The sequence below is a fragment of the Streptomyces olivoverticillatus genome (genome assembly GCF_014203555.1).
Lineage (GTDB): Bacteria > Actinomycetota > Actinomycetes > Streptomycetales > Streptomycetaceae > Streptomyces > Streptomyces olivoverticillatus.
The window spans coordinates 100,089-123,209 of the sequence record NZ_JACHJH010000002.1 but is presented as its reverse complement, the minus strand read 5'-3'; the positions used below and the strand labels follow the sequence as shown (position 1 = coordinate 123,209).

At 69.9% G+C, this 23,121-nt stretch carries 25 protein-coding genes, 1 tRNA gene, 1 pseudogene and 1 riboswitch; of the genes and pseudogenes, 7 read left to right on the top strand and 20 right to left on the bottom strand.

All coding sequences use genetic code 11. The features are described from left to right. Positions 1 to 14: 14 nt before the first annotated feature. From FHS39_RS05995 to FHS39_RS25315, 4 genes are all read right to left on the bottom strand, one after another. Complete coding sequence (locus FHS39_RS05995; RefSeq protein ID WP_184347014.1) at positions 15 to 701, bottom strand: DUF1707 SHOCT-like domain-containing protein; 687 nt, start codon at positions 699 to 701, stop codon at positions 15 to 17. A gap of 31 nt (positions 702 to 732) precedes the next feature. Then, entirely contained in the window at positions 733 to 1,698 is a 966-nt protein-coding gene (locus FHS39_RS05990) for an ABC transporter ATP-binding protein (protein ID WP_184347012.1), read from the bottom strand. Positions 1,699 to 1,715: 17 nt separating this feature from the next. Further along, complete coding sequence (locus FHS39_RS05985) at positions 1,716 to 2,480, bottom strand: ABC transporter permease (protein WP_246470017.1); 765 nt, start codon at positions 2,478 to 2,480, stop codon at positions 1,716 to 1,718. A gap of 64 nt (positions 2,481 to 2,544) precedes the next feature. Beyond that, positions 2,545 to 3,345, bottom strand: a complete 801-nt coding sequence (locus FHS39_RS25315; protein WP_246469972.1) for an ABC transporter permease — start codon at positions 3,343 to 3,345, stop codon at positions 2,545 to 2,547. A 315-nt stretch (positions 3,346 to 3,660) separates the two neighbouring features. Between FHS39_RS25315 and FHS39_RS05980 the strand changes: the two genes are divergently transcribed. Then, positions 3,661 to 5,967: a transglycosylase domain-containing protein gene (locus tag FHS39_RS05980; RefSeq protein WP_184347001.1), complete on the top strand. Its 2,307-nt coding sequence runs from the start codon at positions 3,661 to 3,663 to the stop codon at positions 5,965 to 5,967. A gap of 170 nt (positions 5,968 to 6,137) precedes the next feature. Here the strand turns inward: FHS39_RS05980 and FHS39_RS05975 are convergent, their stop codons facing one another. The 3 genes from FHS39_RS05975 to FHS39_RS05965 all read right to left on the bottom strand — a co-directional run bounded on the left by FHS39_RS05975 (position 6,138) and on the right by FHS39_RS05965 (position 7,294). Then, positions 6,138 to 6,458 carry a DMT family transporter gene (locus FHS39_RS05975; RefSeq protein WP_184346991.1) on the bottom strand — a complete coding sequence of 107 codons (321 nt, stop codon included), beginning with the start codon at positions 6,456 to 6,458 and terminating at the stop codon, positions 6,138 to 6,140. 29 nt (positions 6,459 to 6,487) lie between these two features. Further along, positions 6,488 to 6,554: riboswitch (guanidine-III (ykkC-III) riboswitch) on the bottom strand. Between the two features lie 5 nt (positions 6,555 to 6,559). Further along, positions 6,560 to 6,862, bottom strand: coding sequence for a GroES family chaperonin (locus FHS39_RS05970; RefSeq protein WP_048831771.1), 303 nt, complete (start codon positions 6,860 to 6,862; stop codon positions 6,560 to 6,562). Positions 6,863 to 6,976: 114 nt separating this feature from the next. Continuing rightward, positions 6,977 to 7,294 (bottom strand): DUF3618 domain-containing protein, encoded by a 318-nt coding sequence (locus FHS39_RS05965; protein WP_184346989.1) that lies wholly within the window; start codon positions 7,292 to 7,294, stop codon positions 6,977 to 6,979. Positions 7,295 to 7,456: 162 nt separating this feature from the next. On the opposite strand from FHS39_RS05965, the gene bcp reads away from it, so the two are divergent. Then, positions 7,457 to 7,924: a thioredoxin-dependent thiol peroxidase gene (bcp, locus tag FHS39_RS05960; RefSeq protein WP_184346987.1), complete on the top strand. Its 468-nt coding sequence runs from the start codon at positions 7,457 to 7,459 to the stop codon at positions 7,922 to 7,924. Here the strand turns inward: bcp and FHS39_RS05955 are convergent. Together FHS39_RS05955 and FHS39_RS05950 are read right to left on the bottom strand one after the other, a co-directional pair. Next, on the bottom strand, positions 7,905 to 9,188 hold the full coding sequence (locus tag FHS39_RS05955; protein ID WP_184348667.1) for a sensor histidine kinase: 1,284 nt from the start codon (positions 9,186 to 9,188) through the stop codon (positions 7,905 to 7,907). The genes bcp and FHS39_RS05955 overlap by 20 nt on opposite strands. After that, a complete protein-coding gene (locus FHS39_RS05950; RefSeq protein ID WP_184346985.1) occupies positions 9,188 to 9,715 on the bottom strand; it encodes a hypothetical protein in 528 nt (175 codons plus the stop codon). The genes FHS39_RS05955 and FHS39_RS05950 overlap by 1 nt, the downstream gene beginning before the upstream one ends. Before the next feature lie 259 nt (positions 9,716 to 9,974). Between FHS39_RS05950 and FHS39_RS05945 the strand changes: the two are divergent. Both FHS39_RS05945 and FHS39_RS05940 read left to right on the top strand, forming a co-directional pair. Next, positions 9,975 to 10,608 (top strand): annotated as a pseudogene (locus FHS39_RS05945) (HNH endonuclease). Between the two features lie 70 nt (positions 10,609 to 10,678). Further along, a tRNA-Leu gene (locus FHS39_RS05940) sits at positions 10,679 to 10,762 on the top strand. A gap of 57 nt (positions 10,763 to 10,819) precedes the next feature. On the opposite strand, the gene rdgB is transcribed toward FHS39_RS05940, so the two are convergent. The 3 genes from rdgB to FHS39_RS05925 all read right to left on the bottom strand — a co-directional run bounded on the left by rdgB (position 10,820) and on the right by FHS39_RS05925 (position 12,530). Then, complete coding sequence (gene rdgB / locus FHS39_RS05935) at positions 10,820 to 11,422, bottom strand: RdgB/HAM1 family non-canonical purine NTP pyrophosphatase (RefSeq protein ID WP_184346983.1); 603 nt, start codon at positions 11,420 to 11,422, stop codon at positions 10,820 to 10,822. Between the two features lie 52 nt (positions 11,423 to 11,474). Further along, complete coding sequence (gene rph / locus FHS39_RS05930) at positions 11,475 to 12,206, bottom strand: ribonuclease PH (protein ID WP_184346981.1); 732 nt, start codon at positions 12,204 to 12,206, stop codon at positions 11,475 to 11,477. A gap of 90 nt (positions 12,207 to 12,296) precedes the next feature. Next, entirely contained in the window at positions 12,297 to 12,530 is a 234-nt protein-coding gene (locus FHS39_RS05925; protein WP_184346979.1) for a PTS sugar transporter subunit IIB, read from the bottom strand. Between the two features lie 169 nt (positions 12,531 to 12,699). On the opposite strand from FHS39_RS05925, the gene FHS39_RS05920 reads away from it, so the two are divergent. Together FHS39_RS05920 and FHS39_RS05915 are read left to right on the top strand one after the other, a co-directional pair. Then, positions 12,700 to 14,013 (top strand): PTS transporter subunit EIIC, encoded by a 1,314-nt coding sequence (locus tag FHS39_RS05920; RefSeq protein ID WP_184346977.1) that lies wholly within the window; start codon positions 12,700 to 12,702, stop codon positions 14,011 to 14,013. Between the two features lie 368 nt (positions 14,014 to 14,381). Then, positions 14,382 to 15,581, top strand: coding sequence for a PTS transporter subunit EIIC (locus FHS39_RS05915; protein WP_184348665.1), 1,200 nt, complete (start codon positions 14,382 to 14,384; stop codon positions 15,579 to 15,581). 80 nt (positions 15,582 to 15,661) lie between these two features. On the opposite strand, the gene FHS39_RS05910 is transcribed toward FHS39_RS05915, so the two are convergent. From FHS39_RS05910 to clpS, 8 genes are all read right to left on the bottom strand, one after another. Continuing rightward, entirely contained in the window at positions 15,662 to 16,414 is a 753-nt protein-coding gene (locus FHS39_RS05910; protein WP_184346975.1) for an MBL fold metallo-hydrolase, read from the bottom strand. A 377-nt stretch (positions 16,415 to 16,791) separates the two neighbouring features. Then, positions 16,792 to 16,884 (bottom strand): transposase, encoded by a 93-nt coding sequence (locus FHS39_RS25990; protein ID WP_107430956.1) that lies wholly within the window; start codon positions 16,882 to 16,884, stop codon positions 16,792 to 16,794. A gap of 108 nt (positions 16,885 to 16,992) precedes the next feature. Continuing rightward, complete coding sequence (locus tag FHS39_RS05900) at positions 16,993 to 17,943, bottom strand: cysteine synthase (RefSeq protein ID WP_184346973.1); 951 nt, start codon at positions 17,941 to 17,943, stop codon at positions 16,993 to 16,995. A 14-nt stretch (positions 17,944 to 17,957) separates the two neighbouring features. Next, the gene (locus FHS39_RS05895) at positions 17,958 to 18,239 is read right to left on the bottom strand and encodes a MoaD/ThiS family protein (RefSeq protein ID WP_184346971.1); all 282 of its coding nucleotides are present in this window, start codon (positions 18,237 to 18,239) and stop codon (positions 17,958 to 17,960) included. A 178-nt stretch (positions 18,240 to 18,417) separates the two neighbouring features. Then, a complete protein-coding gene (locus FHS39_RS05890) occupies positions 18,418 to 18,840 on the bottom strand; it encodes a M67 family metallopeptidase (RefSeq protein WP_184346969.1) in 423 nt (140 codons plus the stop codon). Positions 18,841 to 18,937: 97 nt separating this feature from the next. Further along, positions 18,938 to 20,407, bottom strand: a complete 1,470-nt coding sequence (locus FHS39_RS05885; protein ID WP_184346966.1) for an amino acid permease — start codon at positions 20,405 to 20,407, stop codon at positions 18,938 to 18,940. 296 nt (positions 20,408 to 20,703) lie between these two features. Next, the gene (locus FHS39_RS05880; protein WP_184346963.1) at positions 20,704 to 21,297 is read right to left on the bottom strand and encodes a DUF2017 domain-containing protein; all 594 of its coding nucleotides are present in this window, start codon (positions 21,295 to 21,297) and stop codon (positions 20,704 to 20,706) included. Beyond that, entirely contained in the window at positions 21,297 to 21,608 is a 312-nt protein-coding gene (gene clpS, locus FHS39_RS05875; RefSeq protein WP_184346961.1) for an ATP-dependent Clp protease adapter ClpS, read from the bottom strand. Before clpS ends, FHS39_RS05880 begins: the two co-directional genes overlap by 1 nt. 136 nt (positions 21,609 to 21,744) lie before the next feature. Here clpS and FHS39_RS05870 point away from each other — a divergent pair, with 136 nt between their 5' ends. Further along, the gene (locus FHS39_RS05870) at positions 21,745 to 23,073 is read left to right on the top strand and encodes a nicotinate phosphoribosyltransferase (RefSeq protein ID WP_184346959.1); all 1,329 of its coding nucleotides are present in this window, start codon (positions 21,745 to 21,747) and stop codon (positions 23,071 to 23,073) included. Positions 23,074 to 23,121: the final 48 nt, after the last annotated feature.

The window sequence follows — 23,121 nt, the reverse complement described above, 5'->3', positions numbered from 1 at the left end:
CGCCGGAGGGCCGCTCACTTCAGCGTCTTGCGCCCGCCGTCGCGGCGCTGCTCCCGCTCCAGGCGGCGTTCCTCGCGCTTCTCCTCGCGCAGCCGCCTGCGCTCGGCCTTGGTCACCTTGCGATCGACGCCCACCCCGCCCCAGAAGGCCAGGCCCGTCACCCGCACCCGGGGCGAGCCCGGGGTGCCCGCGCCGGAGGCCTTGTCGTCGAAGCCGCCCATGATGCCGATGCCGTTGACCTCCACCTCCGTGTCCGGATCCACGAGGACCTGCATGCCGCCCATGATGGCGAAGCAGCGGATGACGACCTCGCGGTCCTCGAAGCGCGCCTCGCGCAGGTCGATCTCGCCGCCGCCCCAGAAGGCGAAGGCGGTGAAGCGGCGCGGGACGGTCCAGCCGCCGCGGCGCTGGAAGCCGCCCATGATGCCGACGGCCCACGTGGAGGTCGCCGTGCCGCCGATGCGCTCCGCCCAGCCGCCCTCGCCGGCCGCCTGCGCGGGCGCCGCGGCCGAGGCGGGCACCGGCAGGTCCCGCACCAGGGGCTCCAGGTCGGCGTGGGTACGGGCCCGGTAGGCGGCCTCCAGGCGCTGCTCGAACTCCTCCATGTCCAGCCGCCCTTCGGCGACGGCCTCGCGCAGCGCCTCGGCGACGCGCTCGCGCTCGGCGTCCGAGGCCCGCATCTCAGGAAGTCCGTTCGTCATAGCGGACAGCCTAGGGCGTTGTTCGAAGGCGTCACAGTGATGCCCTGCCCGCGTACATCCGGGCGATGACCTCCTCGATGTCCGGCTCCCGCACCGACAGGTCCACCAGCGGATACCGCTCGGCGACGGCCGCCACGACGGGCGCCGCGCTCCGGGTGGCCGCGAACGCCAGCCACTGGCGCGGGCCTTCGACCTTGACGGTGCGGGCGCCGAGGATGCCGTCAATGGGCGGAAGCTCTCGCTCCAGATCGACCACGAGCATGCGCTCGCTCTCGCCGATCGCATGCAGTCCGTCCAGGGCGCCGTCGTGGACGAGCCGGCCGTGGTCGATGACCATCACCCGCTTGCACAACTGCTCGATGTCGGTCAGATCGTGGGTGGTCAGCAGAACGGTCGTCCCGCGCTCGGCGTTCACGTCCCGCAGGAACTCCCGGACCTTCGCCTTGCTCACCACGTCCAGGCCGATCGTCGGCTCGTCCAGGTAGAGCACCTCGGGGTCGTGCAGCAGCGCGGCCGCGATGTCCCCGCGCATCCGCTGCCCGAGCGAGAGCTGCCGTACGGGCACGTCGAGCAGCGCGCCGAGGTCGAGCAGCTCGACGCAGCGGTCGAGGTTGGCGCGGTAACGGGCGTCGGGAATGCGGTACATGCGGCGCACCAGGCCGTAGGAGTCGCGCAGCGGCAGGTCCCACCAGAGCGTGGTGCGCTGCCCGAAGACCACGCCGATGCGGCGCGCCAGCCTCGTCCGCTCGCGCGAGGGGTCGATGCCCGCCACGCGCAGCCGACCGCCGCTGGGGACGAGGATGCCGGTGAGCATCTTGATGGTGGTGGACTTCCCCGCCCCGTTGGGGCCGATGTAGCCGACCATCTCGCCGCGGGCCACGCGGAAGCTGATGCCGTCCACCGCCCGCACCTCGGTGCGCGTGCGCCGCAGGAAGCCCGTCCTGCGGCGCACTTCGAAGACCTTCTCGACGCCGTCGAGCTCGATGAAGTCGTCCATGCCGTCCTTCGCTCCCCTCAACTTCCCGTGCTGCGATAGCCCCGCAGCCCCGACCGCCATGCCAGCCCCGCCAGCGCGCAGCACGCCAGCGCCACCGCCGGCGAGGCGAAGTCCACCCAGCCCGGCAGCCCCAGCGGGTTCTCGCGGCCCAGGATGCGCAGCGCGGGAAGCCAGTTGACGAAGGCGAGCGGGATGACGAAGGTGACGCCGCGCACCAGGTCCGTGGCGAAGACCGTCGGCGGGTACTGCAGCATCGTCGTGCCGCCGTAGGTGAAGGCGTTCTGCACCTCGGAGGCGTCATTGGCCCGGAACTGGAAGGCCGCGCCCGCCACGAACACCGCCCCGAAGATCAGCGCCCCGCTGACCAGCATCACCGGCACCAGCAGCACCTTGACCGGCGTCCACGCGATGTCGAGCCGCACCAGCGACCACACCAGCAGCAGCGCCCCCTGGCTGATCCGGCCGAGCCTGCGCAGCGCGAAGCGGTCGGCGGCGACCTGGGCGAGGACGGGCGCGGGCCGCACCAGGAGCGTGTCCAGCGTGCCGTCGCGGACCCGGCGGCCCAGCCGGTCCATGTTGCCCAGGACGAGATCGGCCAGCCCGAAGGAGGTGCTCGTCGTCCCGTAGAGGAAGGCGACCTCGGCCAGGGTGAACCCGCCGAGCGTGTCGATGTGCGAGAACATGATCAGGATGGCGGCGAAGTCGAGCGCCGTCACCACGAAGTTGCCGAGGGCCATCATCACGAACGAGGTGCGGTAGGCCATGGTCGAGCGCACCCACATGCCGACGACGAGGCAGTAGGCGCGCACCCCTTCGTAGGGGGCGGACAGGCGCCGCGGGCGTGGCTCAGCCACCTTGCACCACCACCTTCCGGGCGGCCACCGCCTGCACCGCCCGCCCGGCGAGCAGCAGCACCGCCGCCCACGCCGCCTGGAAGCCCAGCGCCCGCACCAGCCCCGCCCCGTGGTGCCTGCCGAGGACGACGTCCACGGGCACCTGGAGCATCGCCGACCACGGCAGCGCCCGTGCGATCTCGCCGAGCGCCCCGGGAAACACATTCAGCGGCAGCAGCATCCCCGTGAGGAAGACGCCCAGCAGCCCGCAGAGCACGTTGACGCCCGTACCGTCGAGCAGCCAGAAGGCGCACAGGCCCGCCAGATAGCGCACCCCGAACCCCACGACCGTGCCCAGGAAGACCGAGAGCAGGAAGGCCAGCCAGGTCAAGGGGCTGGCGGGCAGCGCCAGTTCGAAGGCGAGCGCGCCCACGGCCAGCGGCACCACCCCGCGCCCCAGCAACTGGAAGGCCGCCCTGCCCAGATCGCTCGCCAGCCACCACAACTGCAGGTCCGCGGGGCGGTAGAGGTCCACGGCGATGTCGCCGGAGCGCACGCGCTCCTGGAACTCCTCCTGGAAACCCCCGCCCATCAGGGCCCCGACCGCCAGCAGCGACTGGCTCACCCAGACGAACGTCAGCGCCTGCGCCTGGTCGTAGCCGCCCAGGTGCGGCCGTTCGCTCCACAGCGCCTTGAAGGTGTACGCGACGATGAATCCGAAGACCGTATTGGTGAACACCCCGGCCGCGGTGGCGGCCCGGTACGTCGCGTACCGCCGGAAACCGCTCACCGCGACGGCCGCATACAGCCGCATCCCGCACACCCCCCTCCTCGTTGAACCGGTACGAACTCATACGAAATCTCACCGAACCCGCACCGGACACCCGCCCTGCGCCCGCCTGCCGGACCCGCAGCGGGAGAAGCCGAGCAAATGCAGGAGCCTAGCCGCGACCGTCATCAACCGACCATGGATTTTCACCCTTTGGAGTGATCAACTGCCCCGGACGGCCCGCACAGAGCCGTCATCGGCAGGCTGCACCGGTCAGCCAAACCGCAGGATGCGACAAGGCACAACACCGCTTCGCCGCGGCCGCACAACCCCGGCGGCGGCCGAGGAGTCCCAGGAGACATGAGCGACGAGCAGTCACACCGACGTCCCAGTGGCGAGGGTGCCGCGCCGCCGCAGGGCTGGACGCCCAGGGGCACCGCCGCCGCGCCCGGCCGGGCCGCCGCCCCCGGCCGGCGCAAACGGACCGGCTGGCGCCGCGCCCTGCCCACCTGGCGGATGGTGCTCGGGGGCCTTCTGCTGATCTTCCTACTCATTGCGGGCGGCCTGATCGCCGGCTACATGCTGGTAGACATCCCCGCGGCCAACAAGGCCGCCGTCGCCGAAAGCAACGTCTTCCTCTACTCCGACGGCAGCCAGCTCGCCCGCGACGGCGAGGTCAACCGCGAGAGCGTGCCGCTGAGCAAGGTCCCCAAGGACGTCCAGCACGCCGTCCTGGCCGCCGAGGACCGCGACTTCTACTCCGAATCGGCCGTCAACCCCGAGGCGATGCTCCGCGCCGCCTGGAACACCGTCACCGGCAAGGGCAAGCAGTCCGGCTCCACCATCACCCAGCAGTACGTCAAGAACTACTACCTCGGCCAGGAACAGACCATCAGCCGCAAGGTGAAGGAGTTCTTCATCGCGATCAAACTCGACCGCGAATCAAGCAAGAACGAAATCCTCGAGGGCTACCTCAACACCAGCTACTTCGGCCGCAACGCCTACGGCATCCAGGCCGCCGCCCAGGCCTACTACAACAAGGACTCCGACAAGCTCAGCACCGCCGAAGGCGCCTACCTGGCCACCCTCCTCAACGCCCCCAGCGCCTACGACGTGGGCGCGCACCCCGAGAACAAGCCGCGCGCCCTGGCCCGCTGGAACTACGTCCTCGACGGCATGGTGAAGAAGAACTGGCTCGCCCAGCCCGACCGCGCCGCCATGAAGTTCCCCGCACCCGGCAAGGCCAAGCCGCGCCTGAGCATGTCCGGACAGCGCGGCTATCTGGTCGAAGCGGTCAAGGACTACCTCACCGGCAACAAGATCGTCGACGAGACGATGCTGGCCGCCGGCGGCTACCGCATCACCACCACGATCGACAGGAAGAAGCAGGACGCCTTCGTCTCCGCCGTCCGCGACCAGCTGATGAGCCAGCTCAGCGACGACAACAAGGTCGACCGCTACGTCCGCGCCGGCGGAGCCTCCGTCGACCCCAAGTCCGGCAAGGTCGTCGCCCTCTACGGCGGCATCGACTACACCAAGCAGTACGTCAACAACGCCACCCGGCGCGATTATCAAGTGGGCTCCACCTTCAAGCCGTTCGTCTTCACCTCGGCCGTCGACAACGACGCCACCACCCAGCAGGGCGTCAAAATCACGCCCAACACCCTCTACGACGGCACCAACCAGCGCCAGGTCCAGGGCCCGAACGGCCCCGTCGGCTACAACCCGTCCAACGAGGACGACAAGTCCTACGGCCAGATCACCGTCACCAAGGCCACCGACCTCTCCGTCAACGCCGTCTACGCACAGATGGCCCAGGACGTCGGCCCCGGCAAGGTCAAGGACACCGCCGTTGCCCTCGGCGTCCCCGCCAAGACCCCCGACCTCACCGCGACCCCCTCCATCGCCCTCGGCGTGGCCACCGCCAGCGTCCTCGACATGGCCCAGGCCTACGCCACCCTCGCCAACCACGGCAGGCACGGCCCGTACACCCTGGTCGACAAGGTCTCCAAGGCCGCCGAGGACGTACCACTGCCGGACACCAAGGACACCAAGCAGGTCGTCTCGCGCGAGTCCGCCGACACCACCACCTCCATCCTGCAGAGCGTCGTGGAGAGCGGCACCGGCCGGCCCGCCCAGGCGGCCGGCCGGCCCGCGGCGGGCAAGACGGGCACCGCCGAGGAGGACAAGGCCGCCTGGTTCGCCGGCTACACCCCGGACCTCGCCACCGTCGTCGCCGTCATGGGCCAGGACTCCGACACCGGCGACCAGAAGCCGCTCTACGGAGCCGCGGGTCTGCCCCGCATCAACGGCGGCGGATTCCCCGCCCAGATCTGGGCCGCGTACACCTCCGACGCACTGCAGGGCACCGAGGCCAAGGACTTCGACCTCCAGCTGGAGAGCGGCGCGGGCACCCCGACCCTGGAGCCCCCCGCACCCTCCGAGGCCCCGTCGAGCAGCGCCCCGCCCTCGTCCTCGGCCCCGCCCTCCATCCCCTCCGTGCCCACCGGCCCGCCGGGACCGCCGACCTTCCCGGCGCCCCCGACGGTCCCGGGCGGTCCGGGCTTCCCGACCCCGCCGGGGCCGCCGACCTTCGGGCCGCCCGGCGAAGGCAAGGAGGGTCACGGCCCGCTCGGCCGCGGCGACATCCTCGGATACGACTACTAGGGCGTGTCCGATGGGTCAGTGCGGGCCCCGCGGCGTCTGGCGCGGTGCATCGCAAGGCGGAGCATGACCCGCGTACTGGGCGTACTCGGGTTATGCGACAACGCGGCGAGGTGCCGTGCCAGGCGTCGCGGGGCCTGTGCTGACCCATCGGACACGCCCTAGCGCCGGACTCAGTGACCGCTGGTGGCCTTCAGACCCACCACGGCCACCAGCAGCAGACAGATGAAGAAGACGCGGGCGGCGGTCGCCGGCTCACCCAGCACCGTCATGCCGAGCACCGCCGCACCCGCCGCACCGATACCGACCCACACGCCGTACGCCGTACCGATCGGCAGCGTCCGCGCGGCCTGCGCCAGCAGCAGCATGCTGGCCACGATCCCCGCCACCGTGAACACGCTCGGCCACAGCCGCGTGAAACCCTCGGTGAACTTCATGCCGACGGACCAGCCGACTTCGAGCAGACCGGCGGCGGCGAGCAGCACCCATGCCATGACGGCACCTCCTGGAAGAGAACATCAGGGGTGCGTCGTCTTGTCCTGACCCGGTACGGCGCGTCTCGTCGGGTGATGACGACCGTATCAAAAGGGGCGAATCAGAGATAGAGCCCCGTGGAGTCCTCCGACCCCTCCAGCCGCTCCGCCGCCACGGCGTGCAGATCCCGCTCGCGCATCAGCACGTAAGCGACGCCGCGCACCTCCACCTCGGCGCGGTCCTCCGGGTCGTACAGCACCCGGTCGCCCGGCTCCACCGTGCGCACGCTCTGCCCGACCGCCACCACCTCGGCCCAGGCGAGACGGCGGCCCACCGCCGCGGTCGCCGGAATGACGATGCCACCGGTGGACCGGCGCTCACCCTCGGGGATATCGGTCCGGACCAGCACACGGTCGTGGAGCATCCGGATGGGCAGCTTGTCGTGCGTGGTGTTCGTACTCACGCCACGACCGTACCCGTCCGCGCACGGCAGCGGCGCCACAGGGCCCCGATCCGCACACGGATCCGTCAACAACGGCTACCGCTTGCGGCGCCGCGACACCGTGATCAGCCCGACCACACCCACCGCCAGCATCGCCACGGGAACAATGCGCTCCAGCCGCGGCGCACCGACCTCGTCCACAAAACGCGACCGCACCTCGGAGACGACCCGGTTCGCCGCCACGTACGCACGCCCCGCGGTCTGGTCCACCTTCGAGGCCACCTTCGCCTTGGCGTCCCCGATGATCGTCGCCGGGTGCATCCGCACCCCGATCTCGTCGAGCGTCACGGCGAGCTCCTGCCGCCGTCGGGCGATGTCCGCCTCGATCTGCGCAGGGGTCCTGGCTTCCGCCACCGCGCTGCCTCCGTCTCGTCGATAAGAGTGATGAAGAGTGATGACTACAGTCTGTCAGTCCCCCCGGCTCCCCGCCCCGCGGCACCCCCGATCGACGGGCTGGCTACCCTCGGGACGTAACCGCCCACCCGGCGGGAAAACCCCCGAAGACCGAGGAGAGCCATGAGCGAGCGACTGCAGCCCGGCGACACCGCACCCGCCTTCACCCTGCCCGATGCGGACGGCAAGCAGGTCTCCCTCGCCGACCACAAGGGCCGCAAGGTCATCGTCTACTTCTACCCGGCCGCCCTCACCCCCGGCTGCACCAAGCAGGCCTGCGACTTCACCGACAACCTCGCCTTCCTCGCCGGACACGGCTACGAGGTCATCGGCATCTCCCCCGACAAGCCCGAGAAGCTCGCCAAGTTCCGCGAGCAGGAAGCCCTGAAGGTCACCCTCCTCGGCGACCCCGACAAGCAGGTCCTCGAGTCCTACGGCGCCTTCGGCGAGAAGAAGCTCTACGGCAAGACCGTCACCGGCGTCATCCGCTCCACCGTGATCGTCGACGAGGAGGGCAAGGTCGAGCGCGCCCTCTACAACGTCAAGGCCACCGGCCACGTCGCGAAGATCATCAAGGACCTGGGGCTGTAACAGCCGCCCCCCGGCACACCGGACGCTCCTCCTCCGGCACGTCCTCGGCCTCCGGCAGGTCGAGGACGGCCGTGGCCCCGCCGCCCTCCGCCTCCCCGAACTCCAGCCGCGCCCCCAGCACCGCCGCCTGCCCCACCGCGATCGTCAGGCCCAGGCCATGGCCCGTCCCCCGCTCCGGCGCGGCCGTACGGAACCGGCGCGGCCCCTGGTCCACCAGCCCCGGGGGGAAACCGTCGCCGTGGTCGCGCACCACGATCCGGGTCCCCTCCACCGTGATCTCGATCGGCGGCCGCCCGTGCTTCGCCGCGTTGGCCAGAATGTTCACCAGGATCCGCTCCACCCGGCGGGCGTCCGTCGCCACGATCCGGCCCTCGCCGACCACCTCGACCGCGACGTCGTCCACACCCCGCTGGCCCCGCGCCCGCTTCACGATCCCGTGCACCAGCGACGGCAGCTCCACCTCGTCCAAGTGGGCGCTCTCCACCCCGGCGTCCAGCCGGGACACCTCCAGCAGGTCCTCCACCAGCGCCCGCATCGTCTGCGCCCGCTCACGCACCATCTCCACCGCGCGCGGGTGCGGCAGCAACTCGGCCGACGCCACCAGGCCCGCCACCGGCGTCCGCAGCTCATGCGCCACGTCCGCCGTGAACTGCCGCTCCGTGGCCACCTTCGCCGCCAGCGACGTCGCCATGTGATGCACCGACCGGCCCAGCTCCGCGACCTCGTCCCGGCCCTCGGTCTGCAGCGCGTCCGCACCCTGTGGCTCACCCGCCGCGATCCGCCGCGCCGCCGCCGCACTCAGCCGCAGCCGGCGCGACAGGCTCTGCGCCACGAACCACGCCACCACCGCCATCAACGCGACCGTCGCGGCGCCGGCCACCACCAACGCCCGGTCCAGCGCGGTCTGCAGCGGATCGGCGGCCGGGAACGAGGCGGAGATCGACAACACCTTGTCGTCCCCCACCGGCGTCGCCGCCCACACCCGCGGATCGTCCCCGCCGCTGAGGTACGTGCCCGACTGCCCCTTCGCCACCGCCTGCGACAGCGGGAACGGCAGCGCCGCATCGTCCAACTGCGCGCCCAGCGCCAGCGTCCCGTCCCGCTGGTACACCTGCAGCGCCGAACTCAGCAGCCCGTCCTGGTTCGCACGGGCCTGCCGGTCCCGCTCCAGCCCCGAGATGTGGTGCACCGCCACGCCGAGGACCACGACCGCCAACGCGGTGACAAAAGAGATCGCGATCGCGATCCGGCCACGAATACCCATCACGCGATCGAGTACATCTCCGTCGACCGGCCGGTGGGCGTGGCACCGGTGTACGTGACCTCCAGCGCCGTGAATGCCATCAGCCCGTCCACGTTCTTGGCCCCGAACAGCTTCAGCCGCACCGGGAACGACTTCTGCGCGGCGCCGTTCGCGCCGCCCACCTGGACCACACCGCTGCCTGCCGCACCGTCCGCCGCGTAGTCGTCCCACTGGATACCGCTGGCCACGCGGCCGGAGTTGGCACAGTCGAGATTGATGATCGTCGGCTCCAGCACCGGCTCGCCCACTCCGCAGTCGCGCACGCCCGGCAGCTCCCGGGACACCGATTCGTCCACCGAGTCCTGGGCCGCCTGCCCGGTGCGGGCTTTCTGCGCCGCGGCCGTCTTGGGTGCCTCGTCCACGACGCTCGCCCGGTCGGCGGCCCGCCCCAGCCACACCCCGGCGACCACCAGCACGGCAACCCCCGCGAAGATCGCCACAACAGTGCGCATCCTGGCCCGGCGAAGCGGCTCGGCGCGGTCTGTCATCGGCTCTCTTCCTCGCTCACGGGCGGCGGCACCAAGGGCGTATGGCTCCCCGAAGTGAGGGACGGATAATTCCGCCCCGACGTTCCCTCCGCCCTCTACCAGCTTTCCGCCCCGCTCCCCGGAACCCCCGGTCGCACTGGCGTGGCGCAACCGATCGGACGTGCGCTCGTTGCTCCATACGAGGTCACTGTCAGGGGACGGGGCACGACTGCTCAGCCGTGCCTTGCCCCCGTCGGTGCCGGGGGTGGGAGGGGAAAACATGCCGGTCAGTCCGTACACCAGGGAGCGCCTCACCGACGCGGCGCGATCGTCACGGACGCTCTCCGAGGCACTGGGCAAACTCGGAGTCGATCCGAAGAGTCCGTCCCGGCGGTACATCCGTGAGCGGATGAAGAAGCTGCGCGTCGATACGTCTCGCTTCGAGCGCGAGGGCGCTCGCTGGACCAAGGAGATCCTCGAGACTGCGGTGACGGCATCGTCGAACATGTGCGAGGTGCTGCGGCACTTGGGCCTCGAAGTAGTGGGGGGCACCACACCCACATCAGCCGCCGGGTCCGGGCACTCGGCATCGGCACGTCGCATTTCGTCGCCCCGGCTGCGGCGGGTAAGCAGCGCAAGCGCACACCGCGGGAGCTCCTCACGGAGCAGACCTCTCCCAAGGCCCGACGTGAGCAGAACTGTCGGCTCAAGGCAGCGATGCTGCAACTCGGCGTCGTCGAGCGCTGCGCGCTCTGCGGCATCGAGCCCATGTGGCAGGGCCGCCCCTGCCGCTCGAGGTCGATCACATCGACGGAGACCGGCGTGACGACCAACGCGAGAACCTGCGGCTGCTCTGCCCTAACTGCCATGCCGTTACGGATACCTGGTGCAGGGGCCGACGAGGCTGCCGGTAGGCCCGTCGTCAGGTATAGCCGGGCCCCGGTGCCGCGGAGGTCGGCAGACCGCTACGATGGCTGGCGGCTAGCGGTCGTTGCTGAATTGGTATAAGCGAGGGTTTTAGGTGCCCTTGGGAGCAATCCCATGTGGGTTCGAGTCCCACCGGCCGCACAGACCTGGAAATCGAAGGGGCGCCCTGTTGGACAACGGGGCGCCCTTTCGGCTTCCTCAGCCCAGAAGCTCCCGCACCACCGGCACCAACCCCCGGAACGCCTCGCCGCGGTGGCTGATCGCGTTCTTCTCCTCCGCCGTCAGCTGGGCGCAGGTGCGCGTCTCCCCCAGCGGCTGGAGGATCGGGTCGTAGCCGAAGCCCCCCGCGCCCGCCGGCTCGTGGCGGAGGGTGCCGCGCAGGCGGCCCTCGACGACGCGCTCCGTGCCGTCCGGCAGGGCCAGGGCCGCCGCGCAGGCGAAGTGGGCGCCGCGGTGTTCGTCGGCGATGTCGGCGAGCTGGGCCAGCAACAGGTCCAGGTTGGCCTTGTCGTCGCCGTGGCGGCCGGCCCAGCGTGCGGAGAAGATGCCGGGGGCGCCGTTCAGGACGTCGACGCAGAGGCCGGAGTCGTCGGCCACGGCCGGGTGGCCGGTGGCGCGGGCCAGGGCGTGCGCCTTGAGGAGGGCGTTCTCGGCGAAGGTGACGCCCGTTTCCTTCACGTCGGGGATCTCGGGATAGGCGTCGGCACCGACGAGTTCGACGTCGAGCCCCGCCGCGGCGAGGATCGCGCGCAGTTCGGTGACCTTGTTGGCGTTGCGGGTGGCGAGGATCAGGCGCTTCATGTTCCCGATTATCCCGGGGGCCACGCCCGTGGCCCCCGGGAGCGGGGTGGCGCTACAGCGTGCGGGCCAGGGCCTCGCGCTGGGCCGCGTCCAGCGAGGCGCAGCCGGCGACGGCGAGGTCGAGCAGGCTGTTGAGCTCGTCGCGGGCGAAGGGCTCGGCCTCCGCGGTGCCCTGGACCTCGACGAAGCGGCCGTCGCCGGTGCAGACGACGTTCATGTCGGTCTCGGCGCGGACGTCCTCCTCGTAGCAGAGGTCGAGGAGCGGGATGCCGCCGACGATGCCGACGCTGACGGCGCTGACGGTGCCGGTGAGCGGCTGGCGGCCGTGCTTGACGAGCTTCTTCTGCTGGGCCCAGGTGATGGCGTCGGCCAGGGCCACGTAGGCGCCGGTGATCGCCGCGGTGCGGGTGCCGCCGTCGGCCTGGAGGACGTCGCAGTCGAGGACGATGGTGTTCTCGCCGAGGGCCTTGAAGTCGATGACGGCGCGCAGGGAGCGGCCGATGAGGCGGGAGATTTCGTGGGTGCGGCCGCCGATCTTGCCGCGGACGGACTCGCGGTCGCCGCGGGTGTTGGTGGAGCGGGGCAGCATCGAGTATTCAGCGGTGACCCAGCCTTCGCCGCTGCCCTTGCGCCAGCGGGGTACGCCTTCGGTGACGCTGGCGGTGCAGAAGACCTTGGTGTCGCCGAAGGAGATGAGGACGGAGCCCTCTGCGTGCTTGCTCCAGCCGCGCTGGATGGTCACGGGGCGGAGCTGGTCGGGGGTGCGGCCGTCGATGCGAGACATGGTGATGAGCCTATAGGGGATGACGAAGGGCCCCGTTCCGGTTGCGTCGGCAATCCGGGAACGGGGCCCTCGTGCGAGCCGGGGCTCAGCTCACAGCATGTCTTCGATCTCGGCGGCGACCGGGTCGGCGTCGGTGCCGATGACGACCTGGATGGCAGTGCCCATCTTCACGACGCCGTGCGCACCGGCGGCCTTGAGGGCGGCGTCGTCGACGAGCGAGGGGTCCACGACCTCGGTGCGGAGGCGGGTGATGCAACCCTCGATCTCTTCGATGTTGTCGAGCCCGCCGAGCCCGGCGACGATCTTCTCAGCCTTGGTGGCCATCTGCACTCCTGATTGTCTCGGCCCTTCGGCGGTACCGCCGACCGGCTTTCCCACGGTAAACCACGTTCAGACCAACTATGCGGGCGTTTGTCCGCCACCTGACGAAGGATGGCGATCAAGCCTGCGGGCTCAAGTGGTCTACACCAGTATGCCAGCCGGGAGGACGCTGATGAGTTCGATCGCCGCGGCGGCCCCGCAGCGGAAGCGGTGGCGGCACTCCCTCTTCCAGGGCCTGCAGAAGATGGGCCGGAGCCTGCAGTTGCCGATCGCGGTGCTGCCCGCCGCGGGCATCCTCAACCGGCTGGGGCAGCCGGACGTCTTCGGCAAGGACGGTCTGGGCTGGACGGACGTCGCCAAGGTGATGGCGGGCGCGGGCGGCGCGCTGCTGGATTCCTCGCTGGGGCTGCCGTTGCTGTTCGCGGTGGGTGTGGCCATCGGGATGGCGAAGAAGTCGGACGGTTCGACGGCGCTGGCGGCGGTGGCCGGTTTCCTCGTCTATTACGCGGTGCTGCACCAGTTCCCGGACGTCTGTCCGAGCGGGGCGACGTTCACAGGGGTGGGTCTGCTGGGCGGGGTGTGCGCGGCCCCGGGCGGGGCGCCCGCGGCCGCCTCGTACCAGAACCCGGGGGTGTTCGGCGGGATCGTGATGGGGCTGCTGGCCGCGTGGTTCTGGCAGCGCTTCCACCGGGTGCGGCTGGTGGACTGGCTGGGCTTCTTCAACGGCCGGCGGCTGGTGCCGATCATCATGGCGTTCGTGGCGATCGTGTTCGCGTCGCTGTGCCTGTGGGTGTGGCCGCCGGTGGGCCGGGGCCTGACGAGCTTCAGCAAGTGGCTGGTGGACCTGGGCGCCACGGGTTCGGGCGTCTTCGGCGTGGCGAACCGCGCGCTACTGGTGGTGGGCCTGCACCAGTTCCTGAACGTCTTCGTGTGGTTCCAGTTCGGCGACTACACCAAGCCGGACGGCACGGTGGTGCACGGCGACATCAACCGATTCCTGGCGGGCGACCCGACCGCGGGCCAGTTCACCTCGGGCTTCTTCCCGATCATGATGTTCGCGCTGCCGGCCGCGGCGCTGGCGATCGCGCACTGCGCACGGCCGAACCACCGGAAGGTGGTGAGCGGCATGATGCTCTCGGTGGGGCTGACGTCCCTCGTCACGGGGATCACGGAGCCGATCGAGTACTCGTTCCTCTTCATCGCGCCGCTGCTGTACGTGATCCATGCGCTGCTGACGGGCCTGTCGATGTTCATCACGTGGCAGCTGGGCTGTCACGACGGGTTCAGCTTCTCGGCAGGTTTGATCGATTACGTCATCAACTGGGGGCTGGCCACGAAGCCGTGGCTGATCCTTCCGATCGGCTTCTGCTTCGCGGTCGTCTATTACGTCGTCTTCCGGGTGGCGATCACGGTGTTCGACATCGCGACGCCGGGGCGGGAGCCGGAGGAAGTGGCGGAGGCGATCGAGGAGGAGAACGTCAAGTAATTCAACGGGACGTAAGGGCCGCATGACGCAGCGCCGCTGCCTCACGCGGTCTTTACGTGTGTGGCTCATGCCACTCGGAAGCGTGGATTCCTTTATGCCCGACTCACGTGCTACAACAGGTCTAAACCAGTAGTGGTGTAGACCAAAAGCGGGCCGTCCCCCTTCCCCCGAGCGCCCGCCTCACCTGGAGGAATCCGATGAGTACGGCCGCGAAGGCGACGAAGAAGTCGCCCAAGCCGAAGAAGGCTGGCACGGCAGCCGGCAAGGCGGCTCCCGCGAAGAAGGCCGAGCCGGCGAAGACGGCGCCCGAACAGAAGGCGCAGCCCGAGCAGAAGGCTCAGCCGGAGAAGAAGCGCGGCGCCGGTGCCATGGCAGTGGCCCAGCGTATCGGCCGCAGCCTGATGCTGCCCGTCGCGGTGCTCCCCGCCGCCGCCCTGCTGGTCCGCCTGGGCAACCACGACATGCTCGGCCGGGACTCCTTCCCCACCGTCATCACGAAGATAGCCGGTTACATGTCGGCCGGCGGCAATGCGCTGCTGAGCAACATGGCGCTGCTCTTCGCCGTGGGCGTGGCGATCGGTTTCGCCAAGAAGTCGGACGGCTCCACGGCGCTCGCCGCCGTGGCCGGTTACCTGGTCTTCAAGGAGGTGCTCGGCACCTTCACCGACAGCAACCTGCCGAAGGTGGCCTCGGTCGTCGACGGCAAGATCGTCATGAACGCGGCGCCGGTCAACGCCGGAGTCCTCGGCGGCGTCGTGATGGGCATCGTCGTGGCGCTGCTCTACCAGCGCTACCACCGCAAGAAGCTGCCCGAGTGGCTGGGCTTCTTCGGCGGCCGCCGGCTCGTCCCGATCATCTCGGCCTTCGCCGGCCTGATCATCGGCATCCTCTTCGGTCTCATCTGGCCGGTCCTGGGCGCGGGTCTGCACAACTTCGGCGAGTGGCTCGTCGGCTCCGGCGCCGTGGGCGCGGGCATCTTCGGTGTCGCCAACCGTGCGCTGATCCCGGTCGGCATGCACCACCTGCTGAACTCCTTCCCGTGGCTGCAGGCCGGTGAGTACCACGGCAAGAACGGCGACATCGCGCGCTTCCTCGCCGGCGACCCGAACGCCGGCCAGTTCATGACCGGCTTCTTCCCGATCATGATGTTCGCGCTGCCCGCCGCCTGCCTGGCGATCGTGCACTGCGCCCGCCCGGAGAACCGCAAGGTCGTCGGCGGCATGATGCTCTCGCTCGCGCTCACCGCGTTCGTCACGGGCGTCACCGAGCCGATCGAGTTCACCTTCATGTTCGTCGCCCCGGTGCTGTACGCGATCCACGCGGTGCTCACCGGTGTGTCGCTGGCCCTGACCTGGGCGCTCGGCATGAAGGACGGCTTCGGCTTCTCCGCCGGTGCCATCGACTTCGTGCTCAACCTGGGCATCGCCACCAAGCCGTGGCTGCTGGTCCTGGTGGGTCTGTGCTTCGCGGCGGTGTACTACACCGTGTTCCGCTTCGCCATCCTGAAGTTCAACCTTCCGACCCCGGGCCGCGAGCCCGAGGAGGAGACCGAGTCGGTCAAGGCGTAACCCCGCAACGGACGAAGGCCCCCGGAACACACCGTTCCGGGGGCCTTCGCCGTTTCCGAGGCGCGTACCGGGGCGCGTACCTACACCTCGTACACCGCCCCCACATGCGCCAGTTCCGCCGGCCCGTCGTAGACCGAGCGCGCGTCGCGGAGGTTGGTCAGCGGGTCCGTCCACGGCGGGATGTGGGTGAGGATCAGGCGGCCGGCCCCTGCGCGGGCCGCGCATTCGCCCGCCTGGAGGCCATTGAGGTGCAGGTCCGGGATGTCTTCCTTGCCGTGCGTGAAGGACGCCTCGCACAGCAGCAGGTCCGTGCCCTTGGACAGCTCGTCGAGCGCCTCGCAGGGGCCCGTGTCGCCGGAGTAGACCAATGACGAGCCGTTGTGCTCGACCCGGAAGGCGTACGCCTCGACGGGGTGCCGCACCCGGGCCGACGTCACCCTGAAGGGGCCCAGCGTGACACTGCCCGCGTTCAGCGTGCGGAAGTCGAAGACCTCGCCCATGCAGGCGTCGTCGGGGGCGTCGCCGTACGCGGTGACCAGTCGCTTCTCGGTGCCCTCCGGCCCGAGGACGGGGATCGCGTCCGCCCTGCCGCCGTCGTGCCGGTAGTAGCGGGCCACGAAGTAGCCGCACATGTCGATGCAGTGGTCGGGGTGCAGATGGGACAGCAGTACGGCGTCGAGGTCGTACAGCCCGATGTGGCGCTGGAGCTCGCCCAGGGCACCGTTGCCCATGTCGAGGAGGAGCCGGTAGCCGTCGGCCTCCACCAGATAACTCGAACAGGCCGATTCCGTGGACGGGAACGAGCCCGAGCATCCGATGACGGTGAGCTTCATACGGGCCTGAACCTCCGTGGGCTGGTAACCGGGGGGCCATGCGGTGCAGTCGAGGGTAAGGCGAGAAACGAGTGGTGGCCCCTTCGCGGGGTTGCGTGTGGGCGGAATCACCAGGACGGACGCGGCCTTGACGCGGGCCGGGAGCGCGGAAGGCCCCGATCGCGCCTCGGCGAAGCGCGATCGGGGCCTTGAGCAGGGCTTGGCGGAGCGGCGCGGCCTACAGCGGCTTGTGGCGCTCGGCGCGGTCCAGCGTGTCCATGAAGCGCTGGAAACGCTCGGCCGACTCCTTGCTGCCGGCGGTCACCGTGAACACCTCCGGCGACATGAACGCCGACAACCGCTCACGCGTTTCAGGGGCGAGCGCATCCCACGCCGCTCTATCCAGCCGTGACTGCGCCGCAGCTTCCGCACTGCCAGTTTCCATTGTTGAGTTGCCTCGTGTCCGAAGATCCACATGCGGGACAGTTCATGTGCGTCTCCTACGTGATGATGTCAGCCGGGTGCCAACATCGGTAGTAGCAGTTCACCCGTGCACAGTTCTGTTTTTTACGGACCGGCGCAGACAGGTAGTGCGGGATCTACGCCCATAGCTGGCCGTGCAGCGTCTCGGCGGCCTCTTCGGTAGTGGCCGCGGTGTAGACGCCGGTGGACAAGTACTTCCAGCCGCCGTCGGCGACGATGAAGGCGATGTCGGCGCGTTCGCCGGCGCGTACGGCCTTGCGCGCCACCCCCAGTGCGGCGTGCAGCACGGCGCCGGTGGAGATGCCCGCGAAGATGCCCTCCTCGGCGAGGAGTTCGCGGGTGCGGCGGACCGCGTCCTCGGAGCCGACCGAGTAGCGCGTGGTGAGCACGGAGGCGTCGTACAGCTCGGGCACGAACCCCTCGTCGAGGTTGCGCAGGCCGTAGACGAGGTCGTCGTAGCGGGGCTCGGCGGCGACGATCTGCACGCCGGGCACCTGCTCGCGCAGGTAGCGGCCGACGCCCATCAGGGTGCCGGTGGTGCCGAGCCCGGCCACGAAGTGGGTGATCTCGGGGAGGTCCGCGAGGATTTCGGGGCCGGTGGTCGCGTAGTGGGCTCCGGCGTTGGCCGGGTTGCCGTACTGATAGAGCATCACCCAGTCCGGGTGCTGCCCGGCCAGCTCCTTGGCGACCCGTACGGCCGTGTTGGAGCCGCCCGCCGCGGGCGAGGGGATGATCTCGGCGCCCCACATGGCGAGCAGCTGCCGCCGCTCCTCGCTGGTGTTCTCCGGCATCACACACACCATGCGGTAGCCCTTGAGCTTGGCGGCCATGGCGAGGGAGATGCCGGTGTTGCCCGAGGTGGGCTCGAGGATGGTGCAGCCGGGGGTGAGCCGGCCGTCCCGCTCCGCCTGCTCGATCATGTACAGGGCGGGGCGGTCCTTGACGGAGCCGGTGGGGTTGCGGTCCTCCAGCTTGGCCCAGATCCGCACCGAGTCGGAGGGCGAGAGCCGCGGCAGGCGGACGAGCGGGGTGTTGCCCACCGCGGCCAGGGGGTTTTCGTAGCGCACGGGACCGGCGCCGCTCAGGCCGCTCCCCCGGCGACCGCCGGGAGGATGGTGACGCTGTCGCCGTCGCCGAGCTCGGTGGCGATACCGCCGAGGAAGCGGACGTCCTCGTCGTTGAGGTAGACGTTGACGAAGCGGCGCAGCTCGCCGGCCTCGTCGACGAGGCGCTCGCGGATGCCCGGGTGGCGCGTCTCGAGGTCCTTGAAGAGCTCGTCGATCGTGGCGCCGCCGCCCTCGACGGCCTTCTGACCGTCGGTGTAGGTGCGGAGGATGGTCGGGATGCGGACCTCGATGGCCATGTCTGGTGTGCTCCTGTCGGAGTGCGAAGTCGGTTCGCGCGGAACGCGGGGGCTCACGTCGTGAGAACCATGGGCGCATCGTACCGATTCCCCGTGCGCCCCTCGGAAGTTCGTCCCGGTATCCGGACCGGTCGGTCTCAGTGGCCGATATGCGGCGGATACCCGATGGAGGTGCCCGTCAGGAGGACGGGACGACGCGGACGTCCTCTTCGGTGATCTCGCCGTCGACGATCCGGAACGAGCGGAACTGGAAGGGGCCGCCGCCGTCGGTGTCGGCGGTGGAGACCAGGACGTAGTGCGCGCCGGGCTCGCCCGCGTAGGAGACGTCGGTGCGCGAGGGGTAGGCCTCGGTGGCGGTGTGGGAGTGGTAGATGACCACGGGCTCCTCGTCGCGGTCGTCCATCTCGCGGTAGAGCGCCAGCAGGTCCGTGGAGTCGAACTCGTAGAACGTGGGCGAGCGGGCCGCGTTGAGCATGGGGACGAACCGCTCCGGGCGGCCGCTGCCGGCCGGGCCCGCGATCACGCCGCACGCCTCGTCGGGGTGGTCGGCCCGGGCGTGCGCGACGATCCGGTCGTACAGGGCCTGTGTGATGGTCAGCATGCGCGCCAGGATAAGCACAGACCCGCACAACACAGAGGGCCCTCCCGTACCGAGGGGGCGGTACGGGAGGGCCCGGCTGTGATCAAGAGGGGCGAGGTCAGACGGCCTCGCTGACCTCCTCGGCGGCGAGCGAGTAGTCCTTGCGCTCGAACGCCTGCGGGTTGCGCTTCTTCAGGACGAGGTAGGAGACCCACATGATCGCGGCCCAGCCGGGCGCGCAGTACAGGGAGATCCGGGCGTCCTTGTCGATGCCCATGAGCACGATCACCATGAAGATGAAGCCGAGCGCGAAGAGGCTGGTCCAGGGCGCACCCGGGGCCTTGAGCTCGGACTGCGGCAGCTCGCCCCGGTCCGCCTTGCGGCGGTAGCGGAGCTGGCAGACCAGGATCATGATCCAGGCCCACATGCCGGAGATGGTGGCGAAGGAGACGACGTAGTTGAACGCCTGGCCCGGCCACTGGTAGTTGATCCACACACCGACGAGCATCAGCGCGGCGGAGGCGGTGGTGCCGCGAAGGGGCAGGCCCTTCTTGGACAGCTGGCCGAAGAACTTCGGGCCCTGGCCGTTGAGGGCCAGGTCACGCAGCATGCGGCCGGTGGAGTACATACCGGAGTTGCAGGAGGACAGCGCCGCGGTGAGCACCACGAAGTTGACGATTCCGGCACCGGCGGGCAGGCCGATCTTGGCGAAGGCCGCCACGAAGGGGCTGACGCCGGGCATGAACTCGGTCCACGGGACCACGGACAGGATGATGATGAGCGCGCCCACGTAGAAGACGGCGATGCGCCACGGCACGGTGTTGATGGCCTTGGGCAGGGTCTTCTTGGGGTCGGCGGCCTCGCCCGCCGTGACGCCGACGAGCTCGACGGCGAGGAAGGCGAACATCACGATCTGCAGGGTCATCAGCGTGCCGCCGATGCCCTTGGGGAAGAACCCGCCGTGCGACCACAGGAGATCGAAGGAAGCGGTGTCACCGGCCTTGGAGAAGCCGAGGGTGATCACGCCGATGCCGATGAGGATCATGCCGATGATGGCGGTGACCTTGACCATCGAGAACCAGAACTCGAGCTCGCCGAAGAGCTTCACCGAGATCAGGTTGACGAGGTAGAGGATGACCGTGAAGACCAGCGCCGAAGCCCATTGTGGGATCGACTTGTTCCAGTACTGCACGTATGTCGCTGCCGCGGTCACCTCGGTGATTCCGGTGACGACCCAGAAGAGCCAGTACGTCCATCCGGTCACATAGCCCCAGAAGGGGCCGAGGAACTCTCGGGCGTAGTCCGAGAAGGAGCCCGCCACCGGGCGGTACATGAGCAGCTCACCGAGCGCTCGCATGATGAAGAAGATGACCAGGCCCGCAATCGCGTAGGCCAGGATCAGGCTGGGGCCGGCCTTCGATATGGCCTTGCCCGCGCCGAGAAACAGACCGGTGCCGATGGCGCCACCAATGGCGATCATCTGAATCTGTCGGTTGCCCAGTCCCCGCTGGTAACCCTCGGAAGCTTCCTTGCCGCTTCCCTCTCCGTCCCGCACAGAGGTGCGGTCGGCGACCTGCTCAGAGGTCATGGTGGTGCGCCTTTCTCCATACCGATCCGGTTGCTCCGGATCGGGTTCCGATCCCCCCGGATGGAGTCCTGCAAGTGCCGACGGTCGGCCGGCTCAGCGCTCCCGCCGCGACATGGGTGGCGTCACGGAGGCAGGTCGGCAAGAAGTATCACGTGTAAACAGGAGATCAACGATGCGTTTGTGGCGCACGCCATAAAAAAATCTGGACATACGTGATGGCGGCCACTATTAGCCGCCACCAGAGTGATTCGATCGTTATGCCGAATTGAGCCTTGCCTGAGAGAAGAACCCCCAGGTCAGGCCATGAGTGCCGCGACGAGCGTCTCCTGCAGGCCGCCGAGCCAGAGATAGGCCATCACCATCGGCTTGCGCGGGTCCTCGTCGGGGAGCCGGAAGAGCTCGTCGCTGTCGTCCTCGTCGCCGATCTCCAGCCGGGTGCCGATCGTCAGCCGCAGGTCGTTCAGCGCGCCCAGCCAGCGGTGGCAGTCCTCCGGAGACAGCCGCAGCACGGCGCCGCGGTCGCCGGCGAGGGTGAGCGAGTCCAGCGAGCGGACGACGCCGAGGGCGTCCTCGCGCTTGCGCTGGCGCAGGTCGTTCTCGGTGTAGCGGCGGAATTCGGCCGCGTGCGCCCGCTCCTGCCGGTCCTGCTCGGCGCCGGGCGTGCCGTAGGCGTCGGGGAAGAGCCGGGCCAGCGCCGGATCGGCGGGCGGCTCGCTGGGGCCCTCGGCGAACAGCCGGGCCAGTGGGTCGGCGGCGTCCGGTCCCTGCTCGTCGCCCGGTCCGATCAGCTCCAGGAGCTGGACGGCCAGGCTGCGCAGGATGGAGACCTCGACCTCGTCCAGGGCGACGGCGGCCCCGCCGCCGGGCAGCGGCTCGAAGTGCCCCGCCATCAACGGTCCTGCGACAGCGTCGCCCAGAGCCCGTAGCCGTGCATCGCCTGCACGTCGCGCTCCATCTCCTCGCGGCTGCCGCTGGAGACGGTGGCGCGGCCCTTGTGGTGGACGTCGAGCATCAGCTTGTGCGCCTTGTCCTTGGGGTAGCCGAAGTACGCCTGGAAGACATACGTCACATAACTCATGAGGTTCACGGGGTCGTTATGCACCAGCGTTACCCATGGGACATCGGGTTCGGCCACCGCGAACGGCGACTCACCCGTCTCGGGTCGTTCGATCTCGACCGGTGCAACACTCACGTTTCCCATGCTGCCACTCGCGAAGGCGCCGCGCACAAAGGGGTCCCCGTTTTCGCCCCGGCGCGCCCGATGCATCCCGGACTGCCCCGGACCGCCCCGTACCAGAAATCGTCACTCTGACGAGTATTGGAGGTAGCATCCCAGCATGAACACTGCGGACCTGGGACTGCCGGTGGACGTGCCGTCGACCGCGCTCTTCACCGACCGGTACGAACTCACGATGCTGCAGGCCGCGCTGCGGGGCGGAACCGCCGACCGCCGCGCGGTCTTCGAGGTCTTCACCCGCCGTCTGCCCGAGGGCCGCCGCTACGGCGTCGTCGCGGGCACCGGGCGGGTCCTGGACGCGGTCGAGAACTTCCGCTTCGACAGCGGCGTGCTGGACTTCCTCGCCGACCGCGGCATCGTGGACGAGCCCACCCTGGCCTGGCTGGCCGACTACCGCTTCCGCGGCGACATCTGGGGCTACCCCGAGGGCGAGGTGTACTTCCCGGGCTCGCCCATCATGCGGGTGGAGGGCACCTTCGCCGAGGCGGTGCTGCTGGAGACGGTGATCCTCTCGATCCTCAACCACGACTCGGCGGTCGCCGCGGCGGCCTCGCGGATGTCGGTGGCGGCCGGCGAGCGGCCGCTGATCGAGATGGGCGCCCGGCGCACCCACGAGCTGGCGGCCGTGGCCGCGGCCCGCTCCGCCTTCGTGGGCGGCTTCTCCTCCACCTCCGACCTCGCGGCCGGGTTCCGCTACAACATTCCGACCGTCGGCACCAGTGCGCACGCCTTCACCCTGTTGCACGACAGCGAGCGGGACGCCTTCACCGCCCAGGTCGACTCGCTCGGTGGGAGCACGACGCTGCTCGTGGACACCTACGACGTCGCCGAGGCCGTCGGGCTCGCCGTCGAGGTCGCGGGGACGGACCTGGGCGCGGTCCGCATCGACTCGGGGGACCTGCTGCTGCTCGCCCACCGGGTGCGCCGCCAGCTGGACGAGCTGGGCGCCAAGGAGACGAAGATCGTGGTCACCAGCGACCTCGACGAGTACGCCATCGCCTCGCTGGCCGCCGCCCCCGTGGACGCTTACGGGGTGGGCACCCAGCTGGTGACCGGCAGCGGGCACCCCACGTGCTCGATGGTCTACAAGCTCGTGGCCAGGGCGGACGAGGCCGGCCCCGACGCCCCGCTGCGGCCGGTGGCCAAGAAGTCGATGGGCGGCAAGACCTCCATCGGCGGCCGCAAGTGGGCCGCGCGCCGCCTCGACGCCTCCGGGGTGGCCGAGGCGGAGGTCGTGGGCACCGGCGAGGTCCCGGCGGAGCTGGCGGACCGGCAGCTGCTGGTGGAGCTGGTGCGGGGCGGCGGGACCGTCGCCCGGGAGCCGCTGGCGGCGGCGCGGGAGCGGCACGCGGCGGCGCGGGCGCAGCTGCCGATGTCGGCGACCCAGCTGTCCCGGGGCGAGCCCGTGCTGCCCACCGAGTACCTCTGAGCCCTCCGTGTGCCCCTCCCCTTACGCAGGGGGAATCACTACCCTCGG